Below are 25179 nucleotides of genomic sequence, written 5' to 3'. Positions count from 1 at the left end.
AGTCAACTCAGAACTCTTTCGAACCCCTCACCAACCAACCGCTTGTCAGTCACTGCGTTTTCAGCAGAGCCTCGAATTATATACCGCTTTTCGCAGCACAGTCAACTCGAAGAAGACTTTTTTCTTCAGCTCCGTCGCAGCACAAAAGAAACTCTTTCACACCACCACTTCACCAAACTTCTGCGCAGCCACTTAAGCCGCTACACAGAAGGACTGTTTGATCAGTCGAGCCCTCAAGTATACACAAGAAATCAGGCTCAACACAAGAGAACGAACCCGGGACTTAAAAAAGTCGCGGATGACTGGTGACCCAGGCTTCCACCGCATCCGCGTAAAGGGCCGGGACATCGCAGCCCGTCTGATCGTGGATCTCCTGGAAGCAGGTCGGGCTGGTGACGTTGATCTCAGTGACACAGTCGCCAATCACGTCCACCCCCACCAACAACAAGCCGCGCTCGATCAGGATGGGCCCCAATTGCTCAGCGATCTCTCGGTCGCGCGCCGACAAGGGCCGCGCCACCCCTTTGCCACCGGCGGCCAAGTTGCCACGCACCTCGCCCCCCTGGGGAATGCGAGCCAAACAGTAAGGGACTGGCTTGCCGCCAATGATCAGCACGCGCTTGTCGCCGTCGGCAATCTCGGGCAAGAAGCGCTGCACCATGACGGACACCGCCCCGTTTTGATTCAGCGTCTCGATGATGCTGCCCAAGTTGAGCCCATCACGCCCCACGCGGAAGATCCCCATGCCCCCCATGCCGTCCAGGGGCTTGAGGATGATGTCGCCATGCTCCGCATGGAACTGGCGAATGGCCGCCGCATTGCGTGTGACCAAGGTGGGTCCGATCAAGTCGGGAAACTCCATGATGGCCAGCTTCTCCGGGTGGTCGCGCAGCGCCGCTGGCTTGTTCAGCACCCGGGCGCCTTCGCGCTCGGCTTGGCTGAGCAGGTGGGTGCTGTAGAAATACTCTGAATCGAAGGGGGGATCCTTGCGCATCAGCACCACATCGAATTCGCGCAGATCACGCGCCTCTGTGCTGCGCACATCGAACCAGGCCTCTGCATGGCCATTGAGGTGGATATGACGTGCCGTGGCTTGCACCCGCTCGCCACGTGCCCAGCTGATGTCAGCGGGCTCACAAGCCCAGATCTGATGAGCGCGGCTTTGCAGCTCGCGCATCATCACAAACGTGGTGTCTTTGTAGATCTTGAAGCTCTCCAGCGGATCGGCGACAAACAAGATATTCATGATGCAGTCCTCGTCGATGCCATCCAGGATCGACCATATTGAATGAACAAAGCCAGAACGCCGGCCACCACGCCCCAAAAGGCGGAACCGACGTCCCACAAAACCACCCCACTGAGGGTGACCAAAAAGGTGATCAAGGCCGCCTCACGGTGCGGCTCATGCGCCAATGCCGAAGCCAGGCCACCGCCAATCGTGCCCAGCAGCGCCAAACCAGCGATCGCCGCCACCAAGGCAGTTGGAAAAGCGGACAAGACACTGGTGACGGTGCCGCCAAATACACCAATCAAGACATAGAGCACGCCACAGGACACGGCTGCTGTGTAGCGGCGAGCGGGATCACGGTGGGCTTCTGGCCCCATGCAAATGGCCGCTGTGATGGCGCTCAAATTCAGCGCAAAAGCCCCAAAGGGGGCCAAGACCATCGTCATCAAACCCGTCAGGGTGATGACTTTAGAGACAGGTATGCCCTGTGCGCCGCCATAGCCGGCCGCCTGAATCGCGACCACCCCTGGCAGGTTCTGGCTGGCCATGGTCACCACAAACAAAGGAATGGCCAAGCTGACCAGGGCGCTCACACTGAATTCAGGCGCAATGAAAACAGGCCGGGCCAGTTCGATCTGCACCGAGGCCAAGCTGAAATGCCCCATCAAAGACACCCAAGCCAGGCCCACCGCCAAGGTCAGTACCACGGCATAACGTACCAAATAGCGCCGACTGAGCAAATAGGCCAGCAGCATCAGCACCACCAGACCCGGCGCCGTCTTCGCCGCCGAGAAGGCCTGGAGACCAAAACGGGTCAAGACCCCCGCCAACAAGGCCGACGCAATGGCGACCGGGATGCGGCTGAGCAAGCGCTCAAACCAACCCGTGGCGCCAAACAACACGATCAGGGCGGCACAAACCATGAAAGCGCCGACCGCCTCCCCCATCGAGAAGCCTCCACCCAGGCCTGCGGCAGCCAAAACCGCCGCCCCCGGAGTGGACCAAGCCACCATCACCGGACGGCGCCACCACAGCGAAGGCAACCAAGAACTCAGGCCCATGCCCAATCCCAGCGCCCACATCCAGGACGAGATGATTTGAGGGTCGGCGGTGAAAGACTGGGCAGCCTGGAACACCAAAGCAACCGAGCTGGTGAAGCCCACCAACACCGCGACAAAGCCCGCCGTGAAGGCGGACAGACTCAGATCCTTGAAAAAACGCATCGGGCCGATTGTGGCACCGCAGCGCCAAATGCGCTGAGGACCCCACTCAGGCTCAGATCTCGATCTTGCTGCCCAACTCGACCACCGAGTTGCTGGGCAGATTCAAGAAGTCAGCAGCGCCACTGGCGTTGTGGTGCATCTGGGCAAACAGCTTCTCGCGCCAGGGCGCCATGCCGCTGCCAATGGTGGGGATGACCGTGTCACGCGACAGGAAATAGCTGGTGCTCATGGCATCGATGTCACAGCCCCGCCCGCGGATTTGCTCCAAGGCCTTGGGCACATCGGGGTCGTTCTTGAAGCCATAGTTGATCACCACCTGCCAGCAATCGTGGCCCAGGGTTTCGATGCTCAAGCGCTTGTCCAGACCAATCCAGGGCACCTCGTGGTTGCGCACCGTGACAAACAGGTTTTGCTGGTGCAGCACCTTGTTGTGTTTGAGGTTGTGCAGCAAAGCATTGGGCACCGAGCCTGGTTCGGCGGTGAGGAACACGGCCGTGCCCTCCACGCGCGACGGGGGGCTGACAAACACCGCTTCCAGAAAACTTTGCAAGTCGATGGCGTCGGCTCTTTGCTTCTCGGCCAGCAGGCTGCGGCCGCGTTTCCACGTCACCATCAACGAGAAAATGGCGCCGCCAATCAGGAGCGGAAACCAGCCACCGTCCAGCAACTTGAGGAGGTTGGAGCCCCAGAACACCAAATCCACCATGAAGAAGAAGCCCGTGGCACTGACACACAACCACAGCGGGTACTTCCAGCCGTAGCGGATGACGTAAAAAGTGAGCACTGTGGTGATCAACATGTCTGTGCACACCGCGATGCCATAGGCGCCAGCGAGGTTGCTGGACGACTTGAACATCACCACGGCCAACACAATCGCCACGAAAAGACCCCAGTTCACGAACGGCATGTAAATCTGCCCCGTGTCCTTGACGCTGGTGTGGTGGATTTGCAAGCGCGGCAGGTAGCCCAACTGGATCACCTGCTTGGTGACCGAGAAGGCACCGGAGATCAGGGCTTGCGAGGCAATCACCGTGGCCATGGTGGCCAAACACACCAAGGGCAACAAGGCCCAGGATGGCGCCATCATGAAGAAGGGGTTGCTGACCGCGTCGGGCTTGCTCAGCAGCAAAGCCCCTTGGCCAAAGTAATTGAGGGTCAGCGAGGGCATGACCACCGAGAACCACGCCAAGCGGATCGGCTTCTTGCCAAAATGCCCCATGTCGGCATAAAGGGCTTCGGCCCCCGTCACGCACAACACCACCGCGCCCAGGATGACAAAGGTCACCAGCGGGTTGAGAAAGATGAATTTCACCGCGTAGTGAGGGCTGAGCGCCCACAGGATGACGGGGTTGCTGGCGATGTGAACCACCCCCAACAAAGCCACCACAGCAAACCACACCAAGGTGATGGGGCCAAAAAACTTGCCGATGCCGCCTGTGCCGCGCTTTTGCACCAAGAACAGCCCAAACAGAATGACCAAGGTCAGCGGAATCACATAGCGCTTGAAGGCTGGCGAGACCACCTCCAGGCCCTCCACCGCCGACAGCACCGAAATGGCCGGGGTGATGACCCCATCGCCGTAAAACAGACAGGTACCAAAAATACCGACCAGAAGCAGGCCACTGCGCAATTGGGGCCGGTCTTTCACCGACTGCGAGGCCAGGGCCAGCATGGCCACCAAGCCACCTTCGCCATTGTTGTCGGCCCGCAGGACCAGCACCACGTACTTGATCGAGACGATGACCGTCAGCGTCCAGAAGAAGATCGACAGCACGCCATAGATGTTGTCCGGGGTGAATGGCACATGCCCTGAACTGAACACCTCTTTGACCGCATAAAGAACACTGGTCCCGATGTCGCCGTAGACAACGCCGATGGCGCCCAAGGTGAGCGCCGTGAGGGAGGATTTGGAAGCTGACACAAAAAACACCTCCCCCAAATGGGTGAGGTTCCGTTGCCTGAAGGACCGCTATTGTGCTCCGTCAACGGCCACGCGCAAGAAGGCCAAGCGCGCGAAAACAAGCGCCAGGATCAGCGCTGTTGCAGTGCAGCAACTGAATTACATGCCAGACTTGCCGTGCCTTCTGAAATGGGGCAGGCACCCAGTGCGCCGAAAACGCTCAACGCGTCAGGTGTAAACCTCAGCGTCCGGATCGGTCGCCTCAAGCTCATAGCTGCCCGCCAGCATGGCCAAGCGCGCCACCACGCCATACATGTAGAAGCGATTGGGCGCACTGGCGCCCGGCTTCATGCCAGGCTGAGGCATGTGGGTGCTGTGCTCAAAGGCCAGCGGAACAAAGCTCGCACCCGGCGCATTGAGGTTCTCGTCCACCCCCCGGTCGGCATGGATGCGGTAAAAACCACCCACCACATAGCGGTCCATCATGTAGACCACGGGTTCGGCCACGCTGTCGTTGACGCGCTCGTTGGTCAGCACACCTTCTTGGATGATCACGTCGTTGACGGTCTGACCGTCCTTGATGACGCTCATCTTGTTCTTGGTCTTGCGGTTGAGGCCATCCAAGTCCTTGACGTCGCGCACCGTCATGATGCCCATGCCGTAGGTGCCGTTGTCGGCCTTGACCACCACAAACGGCTTCTCATGGATGCCGTACTCCTTGTACTTGCGCTTGATCTTGGTCAGCAAGGCATCCACATTGGTGCGCAGGCACTCCAGACCTTGGTCCTCGGCAAAGTTGACGTCACCGCACTTGCTGAACATGGGGTTGATCAACCACGGGTCGATGCCCAAGAGCTTGCCGAAGCGCTTGCAAATGTCTTCATAGCTCTGAAAGTGGTTGCTCTTGCGGCGCACCGACCAGCCCGCGTGCAGAGGCGGCAGCAGGTACTGCTCGTGCAGGTCTTCCAGAATGCCAGGGGCGCCCGCTGACAGATCGTTGTTGAGCAAAATCGTGCACGGGTCAAAGTCCTTCAGGCCCAGGCGGCGCTTGCTGCGGATCACGGGCTCCAGGGTCACCTGCTCGCCCCCGGGCAAGTCGATCACCGTGGGCTCTTTGATGTCCGGGCTGATCGAGCCAATGCGGACATTCAATCCGGCCATGTGGAAGATGCGCTTGAGCTGCACCACATTGCTCAGGTAGAAGGTGTTTCGCGTGTGGTTCTCTGGGATCACCAGCAGGTTCTTGGCCTCGGGGCAAATCTTCTCGATCGCGGCCATGGCGGCCTGCACAGCCAGGGGCAGCATCTCCGGCGTGAGGTTGTTCCAGCCGCCCGGGTAGAGGTTGGTGTCCACCGGGGCCAGCTTGAAGCCGGCATTGCGGATGTCCACCGAGGTGTAGAAGGGCGGCGTGTGCTCCATCCATTCCAGGCGGAACCAGCGCTCGATCGCCGGCATCGAGTCCAGGATGCGCTGCTCCAGTTCGTTGATCGGGCCGGTGAGCGCCGTGATGAGATGCGGAACCATGCTGGCCCTCGTACAGAAAATGATTGAAGAGGCTCGACTCGAATGAGCGGATCGGCCACACATGGGGCCGGTCGCCCCGTTTTACAAGAGCCACGCCCCGCCCAGCTGCCGGCACGCGGAGCCTGGGCGCCTGCGCCTCAAGACCGGACTTCGCCTTCGCCCAAGACCACCCACTTCAGCGAGGTGAGGCCTTCCAGGCCAACCGGGCCGCGCGCGTGGAACTTGTCCGTGCTGATGCCGATTTCAGCCCCCAGGCCGTACTCGAAGCCGTCGGCAAAACGGGTGCTGGTGTTGACCATGACACTGGACGAGTCCACCTCGCGCAGAAATCGCTGGGCGTGCACGTGGTCACGCGTCAGGATGGCTTCGGTGTGGTGCGACGAATAGTGGTTGATGTGGGCGATGGCCTCATCCACCCCGGCCACCACCTTGATGCTGATGATGGGGGCCAGGTACTCCTCGAACCAGTCTTGCTCGGTGGCCGCCGTCAGGTGCGCGCCGCTGACGGGGCTGAGCAGCTGCAAAGCCTCGGGGTCGCAGCGCATTTCCACGCCCTTGGCGGCAAACACGGCGCCGATTCGCGGCAGGAACTCCGCCGCCACACCGCGCGCCACCAACAGGCTTTCGCTGGCATTGCACGGGCTGTACTTTTGGGTCTTGGCGTTGTCGGTCACGCGCACGGCCAGGTCCAGGTCGCAAGGGTCGTCCACATAGGTGTGGCAATTGCCATCCAGGTGCTTGATGACGGGCACCTTGGCCTCGCGGCTGATGCGCTCGATCAAACCCTTGCCGCCACGCGGGATGATCACATCCACATACTGGGGCATGGCAATCAGCTGCCCCACCGCCTCGCGGTCGGTGGTCTGCACCAACTGCACGGCGTCTTCGGGCAAGCCGGCCTCGAGCAGCGCCTGTTGCACCAAGCGCGCCAGGGCTTTGTTGGACTCAATCGCCTCCGAGCCGCCGCGCAAAATGCAGGCATTGCCGCTTTTGATCGACAGGCTGGCGGCCTCGATGGTGACGTTGGGTCGGCTCTCGAAGATCATGCCAAAGACGCCGATGGGCACCCGCATCTGGCCCACGCGGATGCCGCTGGGTTGCTGCTTGAGACCCTGCAACTCACCAATCAGTTCAGGCATGGAGGCCAGCTGCTCACAGCCTTGGGCGCAGGTCTCCAGCACCTGGGGACTGAGCTTGAGGCGGTCGACCATGGGGGCCGACAGGCCGGCGGCGGTGGCGCGCTCCAGGTCGCGTGCATTGTCGACGGCCAGGGCCGCGACGTTCTCACGCAGCAGACGGGCCAGGGCTTTGAGGGCTTTGTTCTTGGTCGAGGCAGAGGCCCGGGCCATCTGGGCGGAAGCGGTTTTGGCCTGCAGACCCAGGGTCTGGGTGTACTCGGCAACATTTAAGGCATTCATGCCCTTATTTTGCCGCAAGCGCCCAGACCGCTGGAGGCAGCGGTCCCCGGCGCACTCAACGCCGGCAGAGGGTGCACAGCATGCCGGCCAGGCGCTGCAAGGCCTGCCAGTTGTCACTGGGCCAATCGGGGCGCTTCAAGCCTTTGACAATGCCGTCCACCGCGTGGGCCGCCTGCAACAGGCTGGCCAATTCGTGCTGCGCCACACGGGGCACCACGCGTTCGAACAGGCGCTCGCGCGGCCCCCACACGCGCTGCTCGCGCAGGGCCATGGGCAAGGGACGGCCGTCGGCCACCGCGTCCTTGACGCGCTTGAGGGCACGGATGTCCTCGGCCAAGGTGTAGTGCACCAGCACCTCGGCTTCGCCCTCGGCGCGCAGGCCGTCGAGCATGCGCTGAACTCGGCCCGCCTTGCCCGACAACACGGATTCAGACAGCTTGAAAACGTCATAACGGGCCACGTTGAGCACCGCCCCCTCGACTTGCTCCGGGGTCAGCTCGCCGGCCGGAAACAGCAAGGCCAGCTTCTGGATTTCCTGGTGGGCCGCCAGCAGATTGCCCTCCACCCGGTCAGCAAAAAACTGCAGGGTCCGAGCCCCTTCTTCCCCGCCCACCACGCGCTGGCCTTGCTGCTGCAAACGGTGGGCGATCCACGCCGGCAGGGCTTGGCGCTCCACTGGCTCGACGCCGATGGTGACGCCGTTTTGCTCGAGCGCCGTGAACCAGGCCCCGGTGCGGGTGGCCTTGTCCAGGCGCGGCAAGATGAACAGGGTCAGGGTGCTGTCGTTGCCCTGGGCCGCCTGCGCCAATTGCTGGATGGCCGGGCTGCCTTCTTTGCCCGGCTTGCCAGAAGGAATGCGGACCTCGACGATCTGGCGCTCCGCGAACAGACTCAGCGAGCCCCCTGCGGCCATCACCTCACTCCAGTCGAAATGGGCGCCCGCCACGGTATAGCTGCTGCGCTCGGTGTAGCCCTGGGCGCGCGCGCTGGCACGGATGGCGTCCGCGGCCTCCTGCAACTGCAAGGGCTCATCGCCGTGCAAGGTATAGAGCGAGCGCAGGCCTTTGGCCAGGTGGGTGGACAGTTGCCCGAAAGCGACTTGCATGAATGAAGACCCGCCTCAGAGCTCGCGAACCGCTGCCAGACGCCGCATCAACTGCTGCACCACATCGGTCTGCATGCTCTTGTAGAGCAGGGCTTCTTCCGTCTCCTTGGCCAAGGCCAGGGTTTCGCTGTAGTTGATGTCCCGCTGTTGCAGGATTTCGGTGGGCGCAATCAGCTCCTTGCCCTGCAAGGTGCGCAATTTGAAGCGCAAGCGCACGCGCAACTGGAACTGCCGCACCTGGCCCGAGGCATTGAGCGCCACCACCACCTTCTCGCGCTGATCGGACAGCAAGTCGATGATGACCTGTGCGCGCTCCATTTGACGCGGGTCCTGGACCACCTCGACCCGGTCGGTGGCCTCCAGGTTGCGCCGCAGCTCAATGACCAGCGGCGAGTTGTTCAGGCCGTTGATGAATGCACTGTCAAACGCAAAGTCGGGGGCTTGGCGCAGCTTGAAGCCGCAGCCAGCCAGCAGCAGCCCCATGGGCCAGATCAAGGCGGTGCGGCGTTGCATGCTCAGACCACCACGTTGACCAAACGACCCGGCACCACCACCACCTTCTTGGGCGCAGCGCCATTGGCCAGCTTGAGGTAGACCTCATTGGCCAGGGCAATGGCTTCGATGGCGGCCTTGTCAGCGTTGGCGGGCACCAGGATGGAACCCCGCAGCTTGCCATTGACCTGCAGCATCAGCTCGACCTCGTCGCGCTGCAAAGCCGACTCATCAACCTGCGGCCACGGTGCATCGAGCAGGTCGCCCAGCGAGCCGGCATAACCCAGACCCGACCACAGGCTGTGGGCGATGTGGGGCGTGGCCGGATACAGGCAGCGCAGCAGGATGCCAAAGCCTTCGATCAAAGCGACCTGGGCACCTGCGCTGTCGAGCGCCTTGAAGTCTTCCAGGGCGTTGAGCATCTTCATCGTGCCCGACACCACGGTGTTGTACTGCATGCGCTGGTAGTCGTAGTCCACCTGCTTGAGCACGGTGTGCACTTCCAGGCGCAAAGCCTTGGCCTCCTTGCCGAACTCGATGTCCGCCAGGCTGGCCGCTTGCTGGGTGCTGGCCGCCGCGACCTCAGCATTCAAGGCCAGCAGCTTGCCGCCAAAGTTCCAGACGCGGCGCATGAAACGGTAGCTGCCTTCCACGGCCGCGTCGTTCCACTCCAGCGTGGCCTCGGGCGGGGCGGTGAACATGGTGTAGATGCGGGCCGTGTCGGCGCCGTAGCGCTCAATCAGGTCCTGCGGATCCACGCCATTGTTCTTGGACTTGGACATGGTGCCCACGCCCTCGTAGTCGATGACCGTGCCCACCGGCAGGTCGCCCACCGCGTTCTTGAGCTTGGCGCCGATGATCTTGCCGCCCTCATCGAGCACATGCTCCACGTCGTGCGGCCAGAAGTACTCCTTGCCGCCCTTGTCGGTGCGACGCGAGTAGATGTGGTTGAGCACCATGCCTTGCGTGAGCAACTTGGTGAAGGGCTCGTCGACCTTGACCAAACCCAGGTCACGCATGACCTTGGTCCAGAAGCGTGCATAGAGCAAGTGCAGGATGGCGTGCTCGATGCCGCCGATGTACTGGTCCATCGGCATCCAGTAATCGGCCCCCTCCGCCACCATCGTCTCGGTGTTCTTCGGGTCGCAGTAGCGCATGAAGTACCAGGACGAGTCCACGAAGGTGTCCATGGTGTCGGTCTCGCGGCGCGCTGGCTTGCCACACACCGGGCAGGTCACGCCGGCATGGAAGCCTTCGTGCTTGTGCAACGGGTTGCCCGACCCGTCGGGGATGCAGTCTTGCGGCAGCACCACCGGCAGGTCTTTTTCGGGCACCGGCACCGGGCCGTGTTCTTCGCAATGGATGATGGGGATGGGCGTGCCCCAGTAGCGCTGGCGGCTCACGCCCCAGTCGCGCAGACGCCAGGTGGTTTTCTTCTCGCCCAGGCCCTTGGCGGCCAGGGCTTCTGCCACGGCATTCACGCAGTCGGTGAAGTTCAGGCCGTCGTAGGGGCCGGAGTTGATCATCACGCCGCGCAGCTTGTCGCCGTACCAGTCCTGCCACTGGGTCAGGTCGTAGCTTTCGCCTTCGACCTGCACCACCTGCTTGATCGGCAGTTGGTACTTGAGGGCAAAGGCAAAGTCGCGTTCGTCGTGTGCCGGCACGCCCATGACGGCACCGTCGCCGTAGCTCATCAGCACGTAGTTGCCGATCCAGACTTCGACTTGTTCACCCGTCAGCGGATGGATCACAAACAGGCCGGTGGGCTGGCCCTTCTTCTCTTGCGTGGCCAGTTCGGCCTCGGTGGTGCCACCGCTCTTGCATTCGTCGATGAAGGCAGCCAGCGCGGGGTTGGCTGCGGCAGCGTGTTGGGCCAGCGGGTGCTCGGGCGCCACCGCGCAGAAGGTCACCCCCATGATGGTGTCAGCCCGGGTGGTGAAGACAAACAGCTTGCCGTCACCAATCAACTGCCCATCGTTGCCGCGGATGTCGTGCGGAAAGGCAAAGCGCACACCGGTGGACTTGCCGATCCAGTTCTCTTGCATCAGGCGCACGCGCTCGGGCCAGCCGTTGAGCGTGGCCTTGTCATTGCCAACCTGCACATGGTCCAGCAACTCTTGCGCGTAATCGGTGATCTTGAGGTAATAACCCGGGATCTCGCGCTTTTCGACCAAGGCGCCCGTGCGCCAGCCGCGACCGTCGATGACCTGCTCGTTGGCCAGCACGGTCTGGTCCACCGGGTCCCAGTTCACGGTCTGGGTCTTGCGGTAGGCAATGCCTTTTTCCAACATCTTCAAGAACAGCCACTGGTTCCACTTGTAGTAGCTGGGATCGCAGGTGGCCACTTCGCGGCTCCAGTCGATGGCCAGGCCCATGGCCTGCATCTGCTTCTTCATGTAGGCGATGTTGTCGTAGGTCCACTGCGCGGGCGGCACACCGTTCTTCAACGCGGCATTCTCAGCGGGCAGGCCGAAGGCGTCCCAGCCCATGGGCATCAGCACGTTGTGACCATTCATGCGCAGGTAGCGCGTGAGCATGTCGTTGATGGTGTAGTTGCGCACATGGCCCATGTGCAGCTTGCCGCTGGGGTAGGGCAGCATGGAGCAGGCGTAGAACTTCTTCTTGTCGGCTTGCTCGGTGACGCGGTAGGCGTCGCGGGCGGTCCAGTGGCTGTGCGCGGCGCGCTCAACCTCGATGTGGTTGTACTTTTCTTGCATGGAGAACTCTGTGGCCACCAGGTTCGCGGCCGGTTGGGGGTGCAGGCCTGTGGCCTGCGATGGGCTGATTTTAGGCGCTCCCGAAGGCCTGGCTTCAGGGAGAGGCGGATGAGCCCGTGCTCGGCTCAGCGACAAAGCCAATGCGGCTCAAACCCGCCTGCTGCGCCAGGCCCAGCACCTGGACCACACGGCCATAAGGGACGCGGGCATCGGCACGCAGTTGGACTTCGGTTTGGGGGTCGATCGCCGCCAGCTCGCTCAAGCGGCGGGCGCCGTCAGCATCGCTCAGGGGGCGATCCTGCAAATAGAACTGCCCGGCCGCATCCAGCGACAAAGACACCGAACGGGCGCTTTGCACCGGTTGAGCCGCACTCGACTGCGGCAGGTCCAGGCGCAGGCTGCTGGCCAGCAGGGGGGCCGTCAGAATCAAGATGACCACCAGCACCAGCATCACGTCCACCAAGGGGGTGACGTTGATGTCACTCATGGGTTGCGGGCGCTCGCTGCGCTCCAGCCGGCCGAAGCTCATGCCGAAGGCGCGGCGCTGGCCGGGTGCAGCTTCAATTCGCGCAGGTCGCGGGCAAACCCCTCGAGGTCAGCCTCAATGCGGCCCACCACGCGGCCCATCACGTTGTATGCCAGCACCGCCGGAATGGCCACGCCCAGGCCCGCCGCCGTCATGACCAGGGCCTCGCCCACTGGGCCCGCGACCTGGTCGAGCGTCAGGGTGCGCACGCCGGCCAACGCCGTCAAGGCATGGAAGATGCCCCACACCGTGCCCAGCAAACCCACGAAGGGCGCGGTGGACCCGACCGTGGCCAGCGCCACTTGGCCCCATTGCAGGCGCAAAAGCGTGAGGTGCAGCGCATCACGCAACTGGCGCGTGAGTTGCTGCTCGCGCGAACCCGATGTGGCCAGCGTGCCGGCTGGCAAGGCCTCCGCGGCGCGCACCAGAGGCAGGAGCACGCCATCGCGGTCCAGCCCCCCCAGGCGCTGTTGGGCCTGAGCCCAGGAATCCGATTGCCAAAACGCAGCCGTGCCGCGCTGCACATCGCTCAAGGCGCGGCGCAGCACCCAGCTCTTGCGCAGGATCACCACCCAGCTGGCCACCGACATCAGCAGCAGGAGCACAGCGACGCCCCGGCTGAGGCCATCACCTTCACTGAGAAACTGCAAGCTGCCCATGGGGGGAGCCGAATCAGTTCAAACCAAGCACATCAAACATGTCAAACAGCCCGGTGGACTGTCCGGCCAGGAAGCGCACCGCACGCAAGCTGCCCTGGGCGTAGGTGACCCGGCTGGACGACTTGTGCGTGATCTCAATGCGCTCGCCGGTGCCGGCGAACAGCACCGTGTGGTCACCCACGATGTCGCCGCCGCGCACGGTGGCAAAGCCAATGGAGGACGGGTCGCGCTCACCAGTCACGCCTTCACGGGCGTAGACAGCGCAATCTTTGAGGTCGCGGCCCAATGCGTCGGCGATCACTTCGCCCATTTTCAGGGCCGTGCCAGAGGGGGCATCCACCTTGTGGCGATGGTGGGCTTCAATGATTTCGATGTCGTAGCCCGTGGAGAGCGCCTTGGCCGCCATCTCCAAGAGCTTGAGCGTGACGTTCACACCCACGCTCATGTTGGGCGCCATCATGATGGCGATGTCGCGCGAGGCTGCTTCGATCTCGGCTTTTTGCGCGTCGCTGAAGCCCGTCGTGCCAATCACCACCTTGACGCCCAGTTCGCGACAGACGCGCAAGTGCTCCAGCGTGCCTTCGGGGCGGGTGAAGTCAATCAGCACCTGGGCGGGCTGCAGGCCGGCACGCAGGTCACTGGTGATCAACACGCCGCTGCGGTGACCCAAGAAGGCCGTGGCATCCGAACCCACCGCGGGGCTGCTGGCGATGTCCAAAGCCCCAGCCACGGTGCAGTCATCGGCCGCGTGAATGGCTTCCAGCAACATGCGGCCCATGCGGCCCGAAGCGCCAGCAACGGCGATCTTGTGCAAATCAGCACTCATTTGGTCTACATCCTGTCAGTCAAAAAAGGCCCCGGTTCAGCGCCCCATCCAGGCCCCGAGGTCAGATACCGCACCAAGCGTCAGCGCTTGGGGCCTTCGAGCGGGGGGTACGACACCGCCGAGGCATCCACCAGATCCGCTGAGCCACTGGCCGCCGCAGCAGCCGGGCGCTTGGGCACCGGGAATTTCTTCAATTCCTCTTCCGAAGCCTCGAGCACCGGCACCTTTTTGGACTTGGTCCGGGAGTCGAGCTGGGAGACAAATTCCGCCTCGCTGGGCATCTCGTCGCCCTCAAAGCGCTCCAGCGTGTCGCCACTGAAATAGACACTCAAACGACGCGATTGCGGCTCCACGCCTTGGCGGCGCAGGGTGAACACGTAGTCCCAGCGGTCCGAGTGGAACACGCTGACCACCAAAGGCGAACCCAGCAGCTCTTTGACCTGCTGCCGGTTCATGCCCGTCTGCAGCGCCGCCACTTGCTCCTTGGACACGAAATTGCCTTGCACCACCTCAATCCGATAGGGCGTGACGGCCGTGGCAAAGCGGCTGCCCGCACTGTCAAGAGCGCCGCAAGCAACTGCACCAGCACACAGCACCAGGGCCAGGCTCAGCCGGGCGCCGCGAAGGGAATAAGCAGACATGGATCGGGAGGTAACGATATGATCGACCCATTGTAGCGGCTGGGCCTGTCAGAGCGGGTTGGTGCGCTGGCTTAAGGACCTCTCATGGCCAATATCGAAGAACTCAAAAATACCGGGCTGAAAGCCACCCTGCCACGCCTGAAGATTCTGGAACTGTTCCAGAAGGGCCGTCAGCGCCACATGACGGCCGAAGACGTGTTCCGCGTGCTGCTGCAAGAGCAATCGGACATCGGCCTGGCCACCGTCTACCGCGTGCTGACCCAGTTCGAGCAAGCGGGCATCCTGAGCCGCAGCCATTTTGAGAGCGGCAAAGCCGTTTACGAACTCAACGAAGGCCAGCACCACGATCACTTGGTGTGCACCAGCTGCGGCAAGGTGGAAGAGTTTTACGACGCTGAGATTGAACGCCGCCAGCAACTGGTGGCCAAGACCAAAAACTGGCTGCTGCAAGACCACGCCATGTCTTTGTATGGCCTGTGTGAGGCCTGCTCCAGCAAGACCCGCTGAGCCTCACAAGCAGGCGCTGTCAGCGCCTGTTGCGGCGCGGCGGCCCCGCTGCGACGCGATCCGTCAGCGACCCGGCCACTGGCGCCACAACAGAGGCCTTCAGCCTTCTTGTTCCATGGCGCGGCGGTGGCGCTCAACAAACTCTTGGTAGGTGTCGATGCCGCGCAGCTGGAGAATCGTGTTGCGCACGGCCGCCTCAACCAGCACGGCGATGTTGCGCCCGGCCACGACCTGGATCACCACCTTGCGCACCGGTACGCCCAGCACATCCTGGGTCAGGGGCTCGTAGGGCAGGCGCTCGTAGTCGCGCTCCATGGTCTCTTTGCGCACCAGATGCACGATGAGCTTGAGGCGCATCTTGCGGCGCACCGCCGTCTCGCCAAAGATGCCGCGGATGTCGAGCAAACCAATGCCACGCACTTCCAGCAGGTTTTGCAGCAACTCGGGGCAGCGGCCTTCGATGGTGGTCTGGTTGATGCGAAACAGGTCGACCGCATCGTCGGCCACCAGGCCGTTGCCGCGCGAAATCAGCTCCAGGCCCAACTCGCTCTTGCCCAAGCCCGACTCGCCCGTGATCATGACACCCAGCCCCAGAATGTCCATGAACACGCCATGCATGGAGGTGCGATCGGCAAAGTGCTTGGACAAATAAGCGCGCAGCACATCGATCACAAACGCCGAGGACTCGTGGGTGGCGAACATCGGAATCTGCGCCCGCTCGCACATGGACAGCAGCGCGTCGGGAGCCGTCTGACCGTCGGCCAGCACCAGCACGGGCGGCTCCAAGGTGACGATGCGAGAAATGCGTCGAGCACAATCTTCAGGCGTGGCGTTGGTCAGGTAAGCGATTTCACGCTCACCCAGGATTTGCACCCGGTAAGGGTGGATGTAATTGAGGTAGCCCACCAGATCGGCACCCGATCGGGCCGCGCGGATCACCACCTCATCGAAGCGGCGCTCGGAGGCACCCAGCCCCGCGACCCACTCCCATTTCAGAACAGAACGAAATTCCTCGAACAGGACATCGGCACTGACCACATGGGGTTTCACGGCAGGGATCGCTTCCGAAAGAGGTCAGGAGATCAGGCTGGCTGCGTGGACTGCCAAGTGGCAATCAGCTGATGCAATTCAGCCGCATCGGTGCAAGCCTTGATGCGCTCACGCAAGGGTGCGTCACTGAGCAACTCGGCGATCTCGGACAAGATTTCAAGGTGCTTTTGCGTGGCCGCCTCGGGCACCAGCAAGAAGATCAGCAAACCCACGGCTTGCTCGTCAGGCGCATCGAAGCCAATGGGTTGGGCCAGCTGGAACACGGCCGCCATGGGGAACTTGAGCCCCTTGATGCGCCCATGTGGAATCGCCACGCCATGACCCAAGCCGGTAGAGCCCAGGCGCTCACGCGCAAACAGGCTGTCGGTGATCAAGGCGCGGCTGAGGCCGTGCAGGCTCTCGAACAGCAAACCGGCTTCTTCAAAAGCGCGTTTTTTGCTGGTGGCATCAACGCTCACAAGCACTTGAGCGGCGGGGAGGATGGACGCGAGACGGTTCATGATTTGTAAGCCGGATTATGCACCCGCGATCCAGCTTCGCTGAAAAACCCGCATCAGCATGCAACTGGCATGAAAAAAGCCGCTGATTTGCAACAGCGGCTTTGGATGCTTGTCAGACGGAAAAATGTCTGGCAGGACTCACATCAGGCGTTTGACAGCCTCATGGTGGTGGTCTTGCACACGGTCTTTGTGACGCACCACTTGGCGGTCCAACTTGTCCATGAGTTCATCCACGGCGGCGTAGAGATCTTCATGGGAGCTTTCGGCAAACATGTCGTTGCCCTTGACATGGACGTTGCACTCAGCCCGCTGCCGGCGCTGCTTTTCCTTCTGCTTTTCAACGGTGAGCAAAACCTTCACATCGACCACTTGGTCAAAGTGCCGGGTGATCCTGTCCAGCTTGGTCGTCACGTAATTACGCAAGGCGGGTGTGACTTCGAGGTGATGACCGCTGATCGTCAAGTTCATGAGTAGCCTCCTATGCACTCTGGGTTGAAAACGCCACCGGGATCGGGTGGATGGCGATACACAAATACAGTGAACTTGAATTCACTATGCGCCCGAGTGCCTTGAATTGCAATTGGTTTTCATCAAGATGTCATGGGAATTCGGGCCTTATCGGGAAAGCCCTCAGAAGCCCCCTCAGCGCGCACGGATGAGGCCTTGACGGCGCAGCGGACAGACGGCAAATTAGGGGATTCAGGCTTCGCCAGCACGCCCGACAAGGGCGAGCAAAGCGCTACGGCACGCCTCATCGGAGCCCTCCGCCCTCGTCTACCCCGCAATCACAAACTGTCCTTTGCCAGCGGCCTTGGCTCGGTACATGGCCGCATCGGCCCGGGACAACAAGATCTCCGCCGACAACGCGGGCTCCCCCTCTGCAGACACCCCGCCATCGGTCACGGCCACGCCGATGCTGGCCGCCAGTTGGATGCGGTGCCCACCCAGGCTCACGGGCTGCGCCAATTGTTCAATCAACTTGCTCGCGACCAGGCGAGCGTGCTCGGAGGGCTGACTCAAGCCCTCCAAAATGATGGTGAACTCATCGCCAGCCAATCGGGCCACCCCGTCGGTCTCACGCACCACGGCCTGGAGGGTGCGCGCAAAGTGGCGCAACACGGCATCTCCAAACTCATGACCGTGGGTGTCGTTGTACTGCTTGAAGCTGTCCACATCGAGAAACATCAAGGCCAAGCCGCTGTGCTGGCGGCGCGCCCGGGCCAACGCCTCCACCAAGCGCTGCAAAAAGGCGCGGCGGTTGGGCAAACCCGTCAAGGGGTCATGACTGGCCTCGTGGGCCAGGCGCTGTTGCAATTGATACTGCTCGGTGACGTCGTGGGCCAGGATATAAAAGCCAAAAGGCGGGCCCTCCATGGCGGTGTCCGGCACGAAGGCGGTATGAACACGGATTTCCCCTCGGGCCGTGCTGATTCGGCTGTCAAAGGTCACCGACTCACCCGCCTGGGCCCGCCGCAGGTAGTCGCGGTCGGGCTTGAAGAAGGCGCTGTGCAGCACCCGCTCCACCGACTGGCCCACGATCTGATCCACCGGCAGACCAAACCAATGCTCATAGGCCAGGTTGTTGAACTGGTAGACCAGATGCTCATCCACGTACGCAATCAGCGCGGGCAGGTTGTCGGCCAGCAAGCGCAGCCGCGCCCGGCTGGTCAACAGCTCACGCTCCACCGCCTTGCGGGCAGAGATGTCATGCAAGAAAGCATTCACCCGCACGCGAGCGCCCAACTGGTTTTCGCTCAGTGACAGCTCCACCGGAAACAGGCGCCCATCCCGGTGCTGGGCCAACACCTCAAAGCGGTGCTTGCCCGGGGGGCGGAGTGCCGAACTGCGGAACTGCGCAAAGCCCAGCCGGTGCCCCTGGCGGTGGCCAGCTGGCACCACCAGGTCTTGCAGAGCGCGCCCCACCGCTTCAGTGGCCGTCCAGCCAAAGGTCTGCGTGGCGGCCTGGTTCCAATCGGTGACCCAACCCTGCTCATCGACCTCGATGAAGGCGTCGGAAGCATTGGCCAGGGTCGCGCGGAAATGCTCCTTCTCCTGCAGCAAGGCCTGCTGGGCCGCTTCGCGCTGAGCGACCTCCAAACTCAGCCGGGCATTGGTCTGACTCAGCTCCTGGGTGCGTTCATGGACCCGGTGTTCGAGCTCCTGCTGCAACACAGCCAAGGCTTGCTCGGATACCTTGCGGGCCGTGATGTCGGTCGCCACCAGAATGTGCAAGCCTGGGTCACTCGCCTCTTCCCAGGACGGCGGCAGGCAGGAAACACCCACCAGGAACCACACCAAGGAGCCATCGGGGCGACGGCAGAGCAACTCCCGGGTCTGGGTAGGCTGCGCACTTTGCAGGAGCCCCTGCAGATCCCCCAGCACCTGACTGGGGTTCGTCTCGTAAAGGACCTGGCTCAGGGAGGCGCCCAACAAGTCAGCGGCAGGGCGGGCCAGCAGGCGTTCCATCTGGGGGTTGACCCGGGACCAACGCCAATCCGGCGTGACCAAGGCCATGCCGACAGCCGCCTGGTTGAAGATGAGCTCAAACTGCGCCTGCGAGCGCTGAGCGCGCAAGGAGGCCTCCACGCCCCAGAAATACTGCTCCACCAGGTCTGCAAACTCGCGCAGGTCTTCCAGGTCCTGGGGCGTGAGTTGCCGGGGCTGTCGATCGATCAGGCACAAGGCCCCCAGGGCATAGCCTTGGCTGCTGCGCACCGGGCAGCCCGCGTAGAACACGATGCCATCGGGCGCGGTCACCAGGGGGTTGCCGGCAAAGCGGGGGTCGAGCCGGGCATCCGGCACGACCAGGGTCTGGGCGCCCAAGATGGCATGGCCGCAAAACGAGACTTCCCGGGGCACCTCCAGGACGGCGACACCCGCACCATGCAAGGCGCAGACCCGCTGCACCTCCTTGCCAATCAAGGTCACACCCGCCAGAGGCACCTTGAAATGACGGGCCGCCAAGCGGCTCAGGCGGTCCAGCTCCGGCGGCACCTGCGACAAGAGCGGGGCCATGACCTCCACGGCCTGCAAACGCAAAACCTCGTTGGCGGGCAGGCCAGGAAACTGCATGAAAACTCCGCTTGTCTAGGGCATTGAGAACAATGTAACAAAGCCTTGGCGGGCTGCGCCGGGTGGGCTTTGTGATTTTCAGCCCTCAGCGCCAACGCCATCTCACAGCCGGCTTATGGTGCCTGCAATTTACGCCAAGTGCCAGTAACCCAACATGTTGCAGTGCCATAATTCCTCCTTTGAATTTTTGGAGCAATCGCCTTGGAAACCTACCCCAGTTGGTAGCTTTCAACTCCCATGGCCGCATCGGGGTTGAAAGCCACCCCGCCCCCGCCCGAATGCAACCATGACCCACGGAGCGCGCGATGCTCAACATCTTTACGCTGGCCAATGGCCGCCTGTTCCAGGAAGAAATCGAGTCCCTGGAAGAGCTTTCTAAGTTCCAGCCCATCTGGGTCGACCTGGAGTCCCCCTCCGTCGAAGAGAAGCGCTGGATCAAGCAGTACTACGGCCTGTCCATCCCGGAAGACGCGATGGACGAGGACATCGAAGAGTCCGCCCGCTTCTATGAAGAAGACAACGGCGAGCTGCACATCCGCAGTGACTTCTTGATCGCCGACGACGATGCCCCGCGCACCGTGCGCGTGGCCTTCATCCTGAACCAGCACAACACCGACCTCAAAAGCCGGGGCGTTCTGTTCTCCATCCACGACGAGGACGTGCCGGTGTTCCGCCTGCTGCGCATGCGCGCGCGCCGGGCGCCGGGCCTGATCGAAGACGCCAAGGAAGTGCTGCTCAAGCTCTTTGACGCCGATGCCGAGTACTCGGCCGACACCCTGGAAGGCATTTACGACGAGCTCGAGAAAGCCGGCAAGCAGGTGCTGTCGGGCGATGTGACCGATTCGCTGGCCGGCGAGGTGCTGGGCGCCATCGCCCGCCATGAAGACTTGAACGGCCGCATCCGGCGCAATGTGATGGACACCCGCCGCGCGGTGAGCTTCATGATGCGCAGCCGCATGCTGAACGCCGAGCAATTTGAAGAAGCACGCCAAATCCTGCGCGACATCGAGTCGCTGGACAACCACACGGCGTTTCTGTTCGACAAGATCAACTTCTTGATGGACGCCACGGTCGGTTTCATCAACATCAACCAGAACAAGATCATCAAAATCTTCTCGGTGGCCAGCGTGGCCCTGCTGCCCCCGACACTGATCGCGAGCATCTATGGCATGAACTTCAAGTTCATGCCTGAGCTGGACTGGGCGATGGGCTACCCCTATGCGCTGGGCCTGATGGCCTTGTCGGCAGTGGTGCCGATGCTGTACTTCCGCAAGCGCGGCTGGCTCAAGTAAATCCAGCCTGGGCTGGCGGGTGCAGGCCAGGCCTCAGGCCGGCGCCTGCGCGTCCAGCCAGCGCTGCACGATGAGGGTGGTACAGCGCCCGGCCACCGCCTCCAAGAACGCCGGAAAGTCCACATGCGCCTGGTCGTCTGCACGGTCTGAGATGGTGCGCAGGGCCGCAAACGGCACCCCGTAGTCATGGCAAACCTGGGCCACGGCGGCCGCCTCCATCTCCACGGCCAGTGCCTGGGGCAGGCGCTGGACCAAGGCCTGCGCCTCGTCCGCGGCCGAGACAAAGCGGTCACCACTGATCAACAAGCCGCTGTGCACCTGCATCGCGTCCAGGCCGTACTGTTGGCGTACCGGGGCTTCGAAATGCTGGGCCACGCCCTCGCGCAAGCCCTGAGCCGCAGCCAACAATCCCGCGGCCATGTCGGCGTCGCAGGCAAAGCGGTCGCGCGCATACAAAGGCACCTCGTGGCGGGGGAACAGGGGCGAGGCGTCCATGTCGTGCTGCAGGCAGTCCCGGGCCACCACCACATCACCCACCGTCACCCCGGGCCCCAAACCGCCAGCCACCCCGCTGAACACCATGCGCGTCACGCCAAAATGCTCGATCAGGGTGGTCGCCGTCGTGGCCGCCGCGACCTTGCCGATGCGCGACAGCGCCAACACCAGGTCTTGCTGATCGCGCCAGCGCCCCACACAAAACTCGCGCCCCGCACGGGACACCACGCTGACATCGGTCAGCAGGGCGCGCAAGCCGGCCTGCTCTTGAGGCAAGGCACTGAGGATGGCCAAGGACATGGGCAATTGACTCCACTGCCAAGCCATGTCAAAGACAGGCTGCAGAACAAAGCGCCACAAGGCGCCAGAGGTGAGGAAATACTTACTTCTTATCGCGCAGTTCGCGCCGCAGGATTTTGCCCACCGGGGTCTTGGGCAGGTCGGTGCGGAACTCGATCAAGCGCGGCTGCTTGTAGCCGGTCAGGTTGGCGCGGCAGAAATCACGCACCTGGGCTTCCGTCAGATCGGGGCTTTTCTTCACGATGACCAGCTTCACCGCCTCGCCGGTCTTATCGTCGGGCACGCCCACCGCCGCGCACTCGAGCACGCCCTCCAGGTCGGCCACCACCTCTTCGACCTCGTTGGGGTAGACATTGAAACCACTGACCAGGATCATGTCCTTCTTGCGGTCCACGATCTTGAAGAAGCCTTTCTCATCGACCACACCGACGTCACCCGTCTTAAAGAAACCGTCCGGGGTCATGACCTTGGCGGTTTCATCAGGGCGTTGCCAGTATCCGGCCATCACCTGCGGGCCCTTGATGGCGATCTCGCCGGGCTGGCCCAGGGGCACTTCAAAACCGTCGTCGTCGAGCAGCTTCAAGAAGGTGTTGGGCAAGGGCACGCCGATGGTGCCGGTGTAGGCCTTGGAAGTGACCGGGTTGCAGGCCACGGTCGGCGAGGTTTCGGACAGGCCATAGCCCTCGCAAATGGGGCAGCCGGTTTTCTCCAGCCAGAGCTTGGCCACGGCGCCTTGCACGGCCATGCCGCCGCCCACGGACACCTTGAGGTTGGACCAGTCCACGGTGTTGAAGTCGGGGTGGTTGGCCAGGCCGTTGAACAAGGTGTTGACCGCCGGGAAGCTGTGGAACACATGGCGGCTCAGCTCTTTGAGCACCGCCGGCAGGTCGCGCGGATTGGGGATCAGGATCAGCTTGCCGCCCACGCGCAGGGTCAGCATCATGCTCACCGTGAAGGCGAAGATGTGGTACAGCGGCAGCGCACAAACCGCCGTGACCTGCTGGTGTGCAGGCACCTGGTTCATCACCGGGGAATTCCAGGCCTCGGACTGCAGCACGTTGGCAATCACATTGCGGTGCAGCAGCACCGCCCCCTTGGAAATGCCCGTGGTGCCACCGGTGTACTGCAGCAAGGCCACATCGTCGGCGCGGATCTCCGGGCGCTTGAAGCTCAGGCGGGCGCCCTGGCTGATGGCCTCGCGAAAGCGCACCGCACCGGGCAACTGGTAATCAGGCACCATCTTCTTGACATGGCGCACCACGTAATTGACCAGCGCTCCTTTGAGCAGACCCAACTCGTCACCCATGGCACACAGCACCACATGCTTGACCGGCGTGTGCGCCAGGCATTGCTGCAAGGTGGTGGCAAAGTTCTCGATCAGGACGATCGCCTTGGCGCCCGAATCCTTGAGCTGGTGCTCCAGCTCACGCGGGGTGTAGAGCGGGTTGACATTGACCACCACCAAACCGGCGCGCAACACGGCAGCCACGCACACCGGGTACTGGTGGATGTTGGGCATCATCAGCGCGACGCGGTCACCCTTGACCAGGCCCAGGCCTTGAAAGTAGGCGGCCAGCGCCTGGCTTTGCCGGTTGACCTGGGCGTAGCTCACATCCTTGCCCATGAAGCTGTAGGCCACACGGCTGGCGTTTTTCTCGAAGCCCTCCTCCAGCAGCGCCACGAGGGAGGCGTAGTGAGCAGGGTCGATGTCGGCAGGCACCCCTTCGGGGTAGCTGTCGAGCCAGGGGCGGTCGGTCATTTTTGTCTCTCCAGACTCATTTTTAGGAAGGAGTGCGCGGGCCCTGAGTCCTGTCAGGCACGCGTCAGCACAACTCCCTATTTTCGCCGGAATTTGACTCAAATAAACGCTGTTGCCGGTGACTGCCCGGCAAAGCCCTCTCCAGCCCTGGACGCCGCACGGGCGCCAGGGCCGCGACAGGGCGTCACTCGACGGCTTTGACCATGTCCTCGACCACCTTCTTGGCGTCGCCAAACACCATCATGGTCTTGTCCAGGTAGAACAGCTCGTTGTCCAGCCCGGCGTAACCCGCGGCCATGGAGCGCTTGTTCACAATCACCGTCTTGGCCTTGTAGGCCTCCAGGATGGGCATGCCGTAGATCGGACTGCCCTTCACATGGGCGGCGGGGTTCACCACATCATTGGCGCCCAGGATGATGGCCACATCGGCCTGGCCGAACTCGCCGTTGATGTCTTCCATCTCGAACACCTGGTCGTAGGGCACTTCAGCCTCGGCCAGCAGCACGTTCATGTGGCCCGGCATGCGGCCCGCCACCGGGTGGATGGCGTACTTGACCGTGATGCCCTTCTCGGTGAGCTTGGCGGCCAGCTCCTTGACCGCGTGCTGGGCCCGCGCCACCGCCAGGCCATAACCCGGCACGATGACCACGGTCTCGGCGTTGGACAGCACAAAGGCCGCGTCGTCGGCGCTGCCGCTCTTCACGTTGCGCTGAGCCTGCCCCCCGGCCACGGCCGTGGCCGCTTCGCCGCCAAAACCACCCAGGATCACATTGAAGAAGGAGCGGTTCATGGCCTTGCACATGATGTAGCTCAGGATGGCCCCCGAGCTGCCCACCAGCGAGCCGGCAATGATCAGCATCGCGTTGTTCAAGCTGAAACCAATGCCCGCGGCCGCCCAGCCCGAGTAGCTGTTGAGCATGGACACCACCACCGGCATGTCGGCGCCGCCGATCGGGATGATGATCAGCACGCCCATCACAAAGGCCAGCGCCAGCATGGCGAAAAAGGCAGTCCAGTTCTCGGTGGCCATGAAGGTCAGGCCCAAGCCAATGGTGGCCAGACCCAGCACCAGGTTGAGCATGTGCTGGCCGGCAAACTGCACCGGCGCGCCCTGGAACAGGCGGAACTTGTACTTGCCCGACAGCTTGCCAAACGCGATCACCGAGCCGCTGAAGGTGATGGCCCCAATGGCCGCGCCCAAGAACAGCTCCAGGCGGTTGCCCGCAGGGATCAGCTCGCCCTTGCTGTGCACGATCTGGAAGGCATAGGGCTCGGCCACGGCCGCCACCGCAATGAACACCGCCGCCAAGCCGATCATGCTGTGCATGAAGGCCACCAGTTCAGGCATCTTGGTCATCTCGACGCGCTGCGCCATGAAGGCGCCTGCGCCGCCGCCCACCACCAGCGCGGCCAGCACATAGCCCAGGCCGCCCACGCTGGACAAGCCGGCCGTGTCGGACAGCTTGACGATCAGCGCGGCCGTGGTCAGCACGGCAATCGTCATGCCGATCATGCCGAACAGATTGCCCCGGATCGAGGTCGTGGGGTGGGACAAGCCCTTGAGCGCCTGGATGAAACAGACGCTGGCCACCAGGTACAACAGCGTGACAAGGTTCATGCTCATGCTGCGTCTCCCTGCTTGGCCGGGGCCTTCTTTTCCTTCTTGCGGAACATCTCCAGCATGCGCCGGGTGACCAGAAAACCACCAAACACGTTGACTGCCGCCAGCGCGACCGCCAGCACCCCCATGGTTTTGCCCAGCGGGGTCTCCGTGAGCGCCGCGGCCAACATGGCCCCCACGATCACGATGGCCGACACCGCGTTGGTCACCGCCATCAGCGGCGTGTGCAAGGCGGGAGTGACCGTCCAGACCACGTGGTAGCCCACGTAGATGGCCAACACAAAAATGATCAGGTTGATCAAGGTAGGGGATACGACGTCCACG

At 62.7% G+C, this 25179-nt stretch carries 23 protein-coding genes; 3 read left to right on the top strand and 20 right to left on the bottom strand.

The window, feature by feature from the left end; translation table 11 throughout:
• Positions 1-309: hypothetical protein (locus tag PSQ39_RS16480; RefSeq protein WP_273927926.1), on the top strand; the 309-nt coding region annotated here is incomplete at its 5' end.
• On the opposite strand, the gene gshB is transcribed toward PSQ39_RS16480, so the two are convergent.
• The 12 genes from gshB to PSQ39_RS16420 all read right to left on the bottom strand — a co-directional run bounded on the left by gshB (position 284) and on the right by PSQ39_RS16420 (position 14259).
• The gene (gene gshB, locus PSQ39_RS16475; RefSeq protein WP_273927925.1) at positions 284-1246 is read right to left on the bottom strand and encodes a glutathione synthase; all 963 of its coding nucleotides are present in this window, start codon (positions 1244-1246) and stop codon (positions 284-286) included. The two genes, PSQ39_RS16480 and gshB, sit on opposite strands and share 26 nt — an antisense overlap.
• Entirely contained in the window at positions 1243-2451 is a 1209-nt protein-coding gene (locus PSQ39_RS16470) for a benzoate/H(+) symporter BenE family transporter (protein ID WP_273927924.1), read from the bottom strand. Before PSQ39_RS16470 ends, gshB begins: the two co-directional genes overlap by 4 nt.
• 52 nt (positions 2452-2503) lie before the next feature.
• Positions 2504-4372: a potassium transporter Kup gene (locus tag PSQ39_RS16465; RefSeq protein WP_273927923.1), complete on the bottom strand. Its 1869-nt coding sequence runs from the start codon at positions 4370-4372 to the stop codon at positions 2504-2506.
• A gap of 207 nt (positions 4373-4579) precedes the next feature.
• Positions 4580-5875, bottom strand: a complete 1296-nt coding sequence (gene gshA / locus PSQ39_RS16460) for a glutamate--cysteine ligase (protein WP_273927922.1) — start codon at positions 5873-5875, stop codon at positions 4580-4582.
• 137 nt (positions 5876-6012) lie between these two features.
• On the bottom strand, positions 6013-7293 hold the full coding sequence (locus tag PSQ39_RS16455; RefSeq protein ID WP_273927921.1) for a glutamate-5-semialdehyde dehydrogenase: 1281 nt from the start codon (positions 7291-7293) through the stop codon (positions 6013-6015).
• 55 nt (positions 7294-7348) lie between these two features.
• Positions 7349-8398 (bottom strand): DNA polymerase III subunit delta, encoded by a 1050-nt coding sequence (gene holA, locus PSQ39_RS16450; protein WP_273927920.1) that lies wholly within the window; start codon positions 8396-8398, stop codon positions 7349-7351.
• A gap of 15 nt (positions 8399-8413) precedes the next feature.
• Complete coding sequence (locus PSQ39_RS16445; protein ID WP_273927919.1) at positions 8414-8911, bottom strand: LPS-assembly lipoprotein LptE; 498 nt, start codon at positions 8909-8911, stop codon at positions 8414-8416.
• A 2-nt stretch (positions 8912-8913) separates the two neighbouring features.
• Positions 8914-11607 (bottom strand): leucine--tRNA ligase, encoded by a 2694-nt coding sequence (gene leuS, locus PSQ39_RS16440; protein WP_273927918.1) that lies wholly within the window; start codon positions 11605-11607, stop codon positions 8914-8916.
• Positions 11608-11701: 94 nt separating this feature from the next.
• Complete coding sequence (locus tag PSQ39_RS16435) at positions 11702-12136, bottom strand: ExbD/TolR family protein (RefSeq protein WP_273927917.1); 435 nt, start codon at positions 12134-12136, stop codon at positions 11702-11704.
• Complete coding sequence (locus PSQ39_RS16430; protein ID WP_273927916.1) at positions 12133-12792, bottom strand: MotA/TolQ/ExbB proton channel family protein; 660 nt, start codon at positions 12790-12792, stop codon at positions 12133-12135. The genes PSQ39_RS16435 and PSQ39_RS16430 overlap by 4 nt, the downstream gene beginning before the upstream one ends.
• Positions 12793-12805: 13 nt before the next feature.
• The gene (gene dapB, locus PSQ39_RS16425; RefSeq protein WP_273927915.1) at positions 12806-13618 is read right to left on the bottom strand and encodes a 4-hydroxy-tetrahydrodipicolinate reductase; all 813 of its coding nucleotides are present in this window, start codon (positions 13616-13618) and stop codon (positions 12806-12808) included.
• An 80-nt stretch (positions 13619-13698) separates the two neighbouring features.
• Positions 13699-14259: an outer membrane protein assembly factor BamE gene (locus PSQ39_RS16420; RefSeq protein WP_273927914.1), complete on the bottom strand. Its 561-nt coding sequence runs from the start codon at positions 14257-14259 to the stop codon at positions 13699-13701.
• Positions 14260-14343: 84 nt separating this feature from the next.
• Between PSQ39_RS16420 and fur the strand changes: the two genes are divergently transcribed.
• Positions 14344-14766 carry a ferric iron uptake transcriptional regulator gene (gene fur, locus PSQ39_RS16415; protein WP_273927913.1) on the top strand — a complete coding sequence of 141 codons (423 nt, stop codon included), beginning with the start codon at positions 14344-14346 and terminating at the stop codon, positions 14764-14766.
• A gap of 99 nt (positions 14767-14865) precedes the next feature.
• On the opposite strand, the gene hprK is transcribed toward fur, so the two are convergent.
• The 4 genes from hprK to PSQ39_RS16395 all read right to left on the bottom strand — a co-directional run bounded on the left by hprK (position 14866) and on the right by PSQ39_RS16395 (position 19388).
• Entirely contained in the window at positions 14866-15816 is a 951-nt protein-coding gene (hprK, locus tag PSQ39_RS16410) for an HPr(Ser) kinase/phosphatase (RefSeq protein ID WP_273927912.1), read from the bottom strand.
• Positions 15817-15848: 32 nt separating this feature from the next.
• Positions 15849-16316: a PTS sugar transporter subunit IIA gene (locus tag PSQ39_RS16405; RefSeq protein ID WP_273927911.1), complete on the bottom strand. Its 468-nt coding sequence runs from the start codon at positions 16314-16316 to the stop codon at positions 15849-15851.
• A 138-nt stretch (positions 16317-16454) separates the two neighbouring features.
• Positions 16455-16784, bottom strand: a complete 330-nt coding sequence (gene hpf / locus PSQ39_RS16400; protein ID WP_273927910.1) for a ribosome hibernation-promoting factor, HPF/YfiA family — start codon at positions 16782-16784, stop codon at positions 16455-16457.
• Between the two features lie 306 nt (positions 16785-17090).
• Complete coding sequence (locus tag PSQ39_RS16395; RefSeq protein ID WP_273927909.1) at positions 17091-19388, bottom strand: sensor domain-containing diguanylate cyclase; 2298 nt, start codon at positions 19386-19388, stop codon at positions 17091-17093.
• 305 nt (positions 19389-19693) lie between these two features.
• Between PSQ39_RS16395 and corA the strand changes: the two genes are divergently transcribed.
• Positions 19694-20680 carry a magnesium/cobalt transporter CorA gene (gene corA / locus PSQ39_RS16390; RefSeq protein WP_273927908.1) on the top strand — a complete coding sequence of 329 codons (987 nt, stop codon included), beginning with the start codon at positions 19694-19696 and terminating at the stop codon, positions 20678-20680.
• A gap of 33 nt (positions 20681-20713) precedes the next feature.
• Here the strand turns inward: corA and PSQ39_RS16385 are convergent, their stop codons facing one another.
• From PSQ39_RS16385 to PSQ39_RS16370, 4 genes are all read right to left on the bottom strand, one after another.
• A complete protein-coding gene (locus tag PSQ39_RS16385; RefSeq protein ID WP_273927907.1) occupies positions 20714-21475 on the bottom strand; it encodes a 5'-methylthioadenosine/adenosylhomocysteine nucleosidase in 762 nt (253 codons plus the stop codon).
• Between the two features lie 82 nt (positions 21476-21557).
• On the bottom strand, positions 21558-23234 hold the full coding sequence (locus PSQ39_RS16380) for a long-chain-fatty-acid--CoA ligase (protein WP_273927906.1): 1677 nt from the start codon (positions 23232-23234) through the stop codon (positions 21558-21560).
• Between the two features lie 184 nt (positions 23235-23418).
• Positions 23419-24858, bottom strand: a complete 1440-nt coding sequence (locus PSQ39_RS16375; RefSeq protein WP_273927905.1) for an NAD(P)(+) transhydrogenase (Re/Si-specific) subunit beta — start codon at positions 24856-24858, stop codon at positions 23419-23421.
• Complete coding sequence (locus PSQ39_RS16370; protein ID WP_273927904.1) at positions 24855-25178, bottom strand: NAD(P) transhydrogenase subunit alpha; 324 nt, start codon at positions 25176-25178, stop codon at positions 24855-24857. Before PSQ39_RS16370 ends, PSQ39_RS16375 begins: the two co-directional genes overlap by 4 nt.
• Between the last annotated feature and the right edge of the window lies 1 nt (position 25179).

The organism is Curvibacter microcysteis, assembly GCF_028649455.1.
GTDB classification, from domain to species: Bacteria; Pseudomonadota; Gammaproteobacteria; order Burkholderiales; family Burkholderiaceae_C; genus Curvibacter; species Curvibacter microcysteis.
Note: the sequence above shows the minus strand (reverse complement) of the source record. Positions and strands in the feature narration are given on the sequence as shown.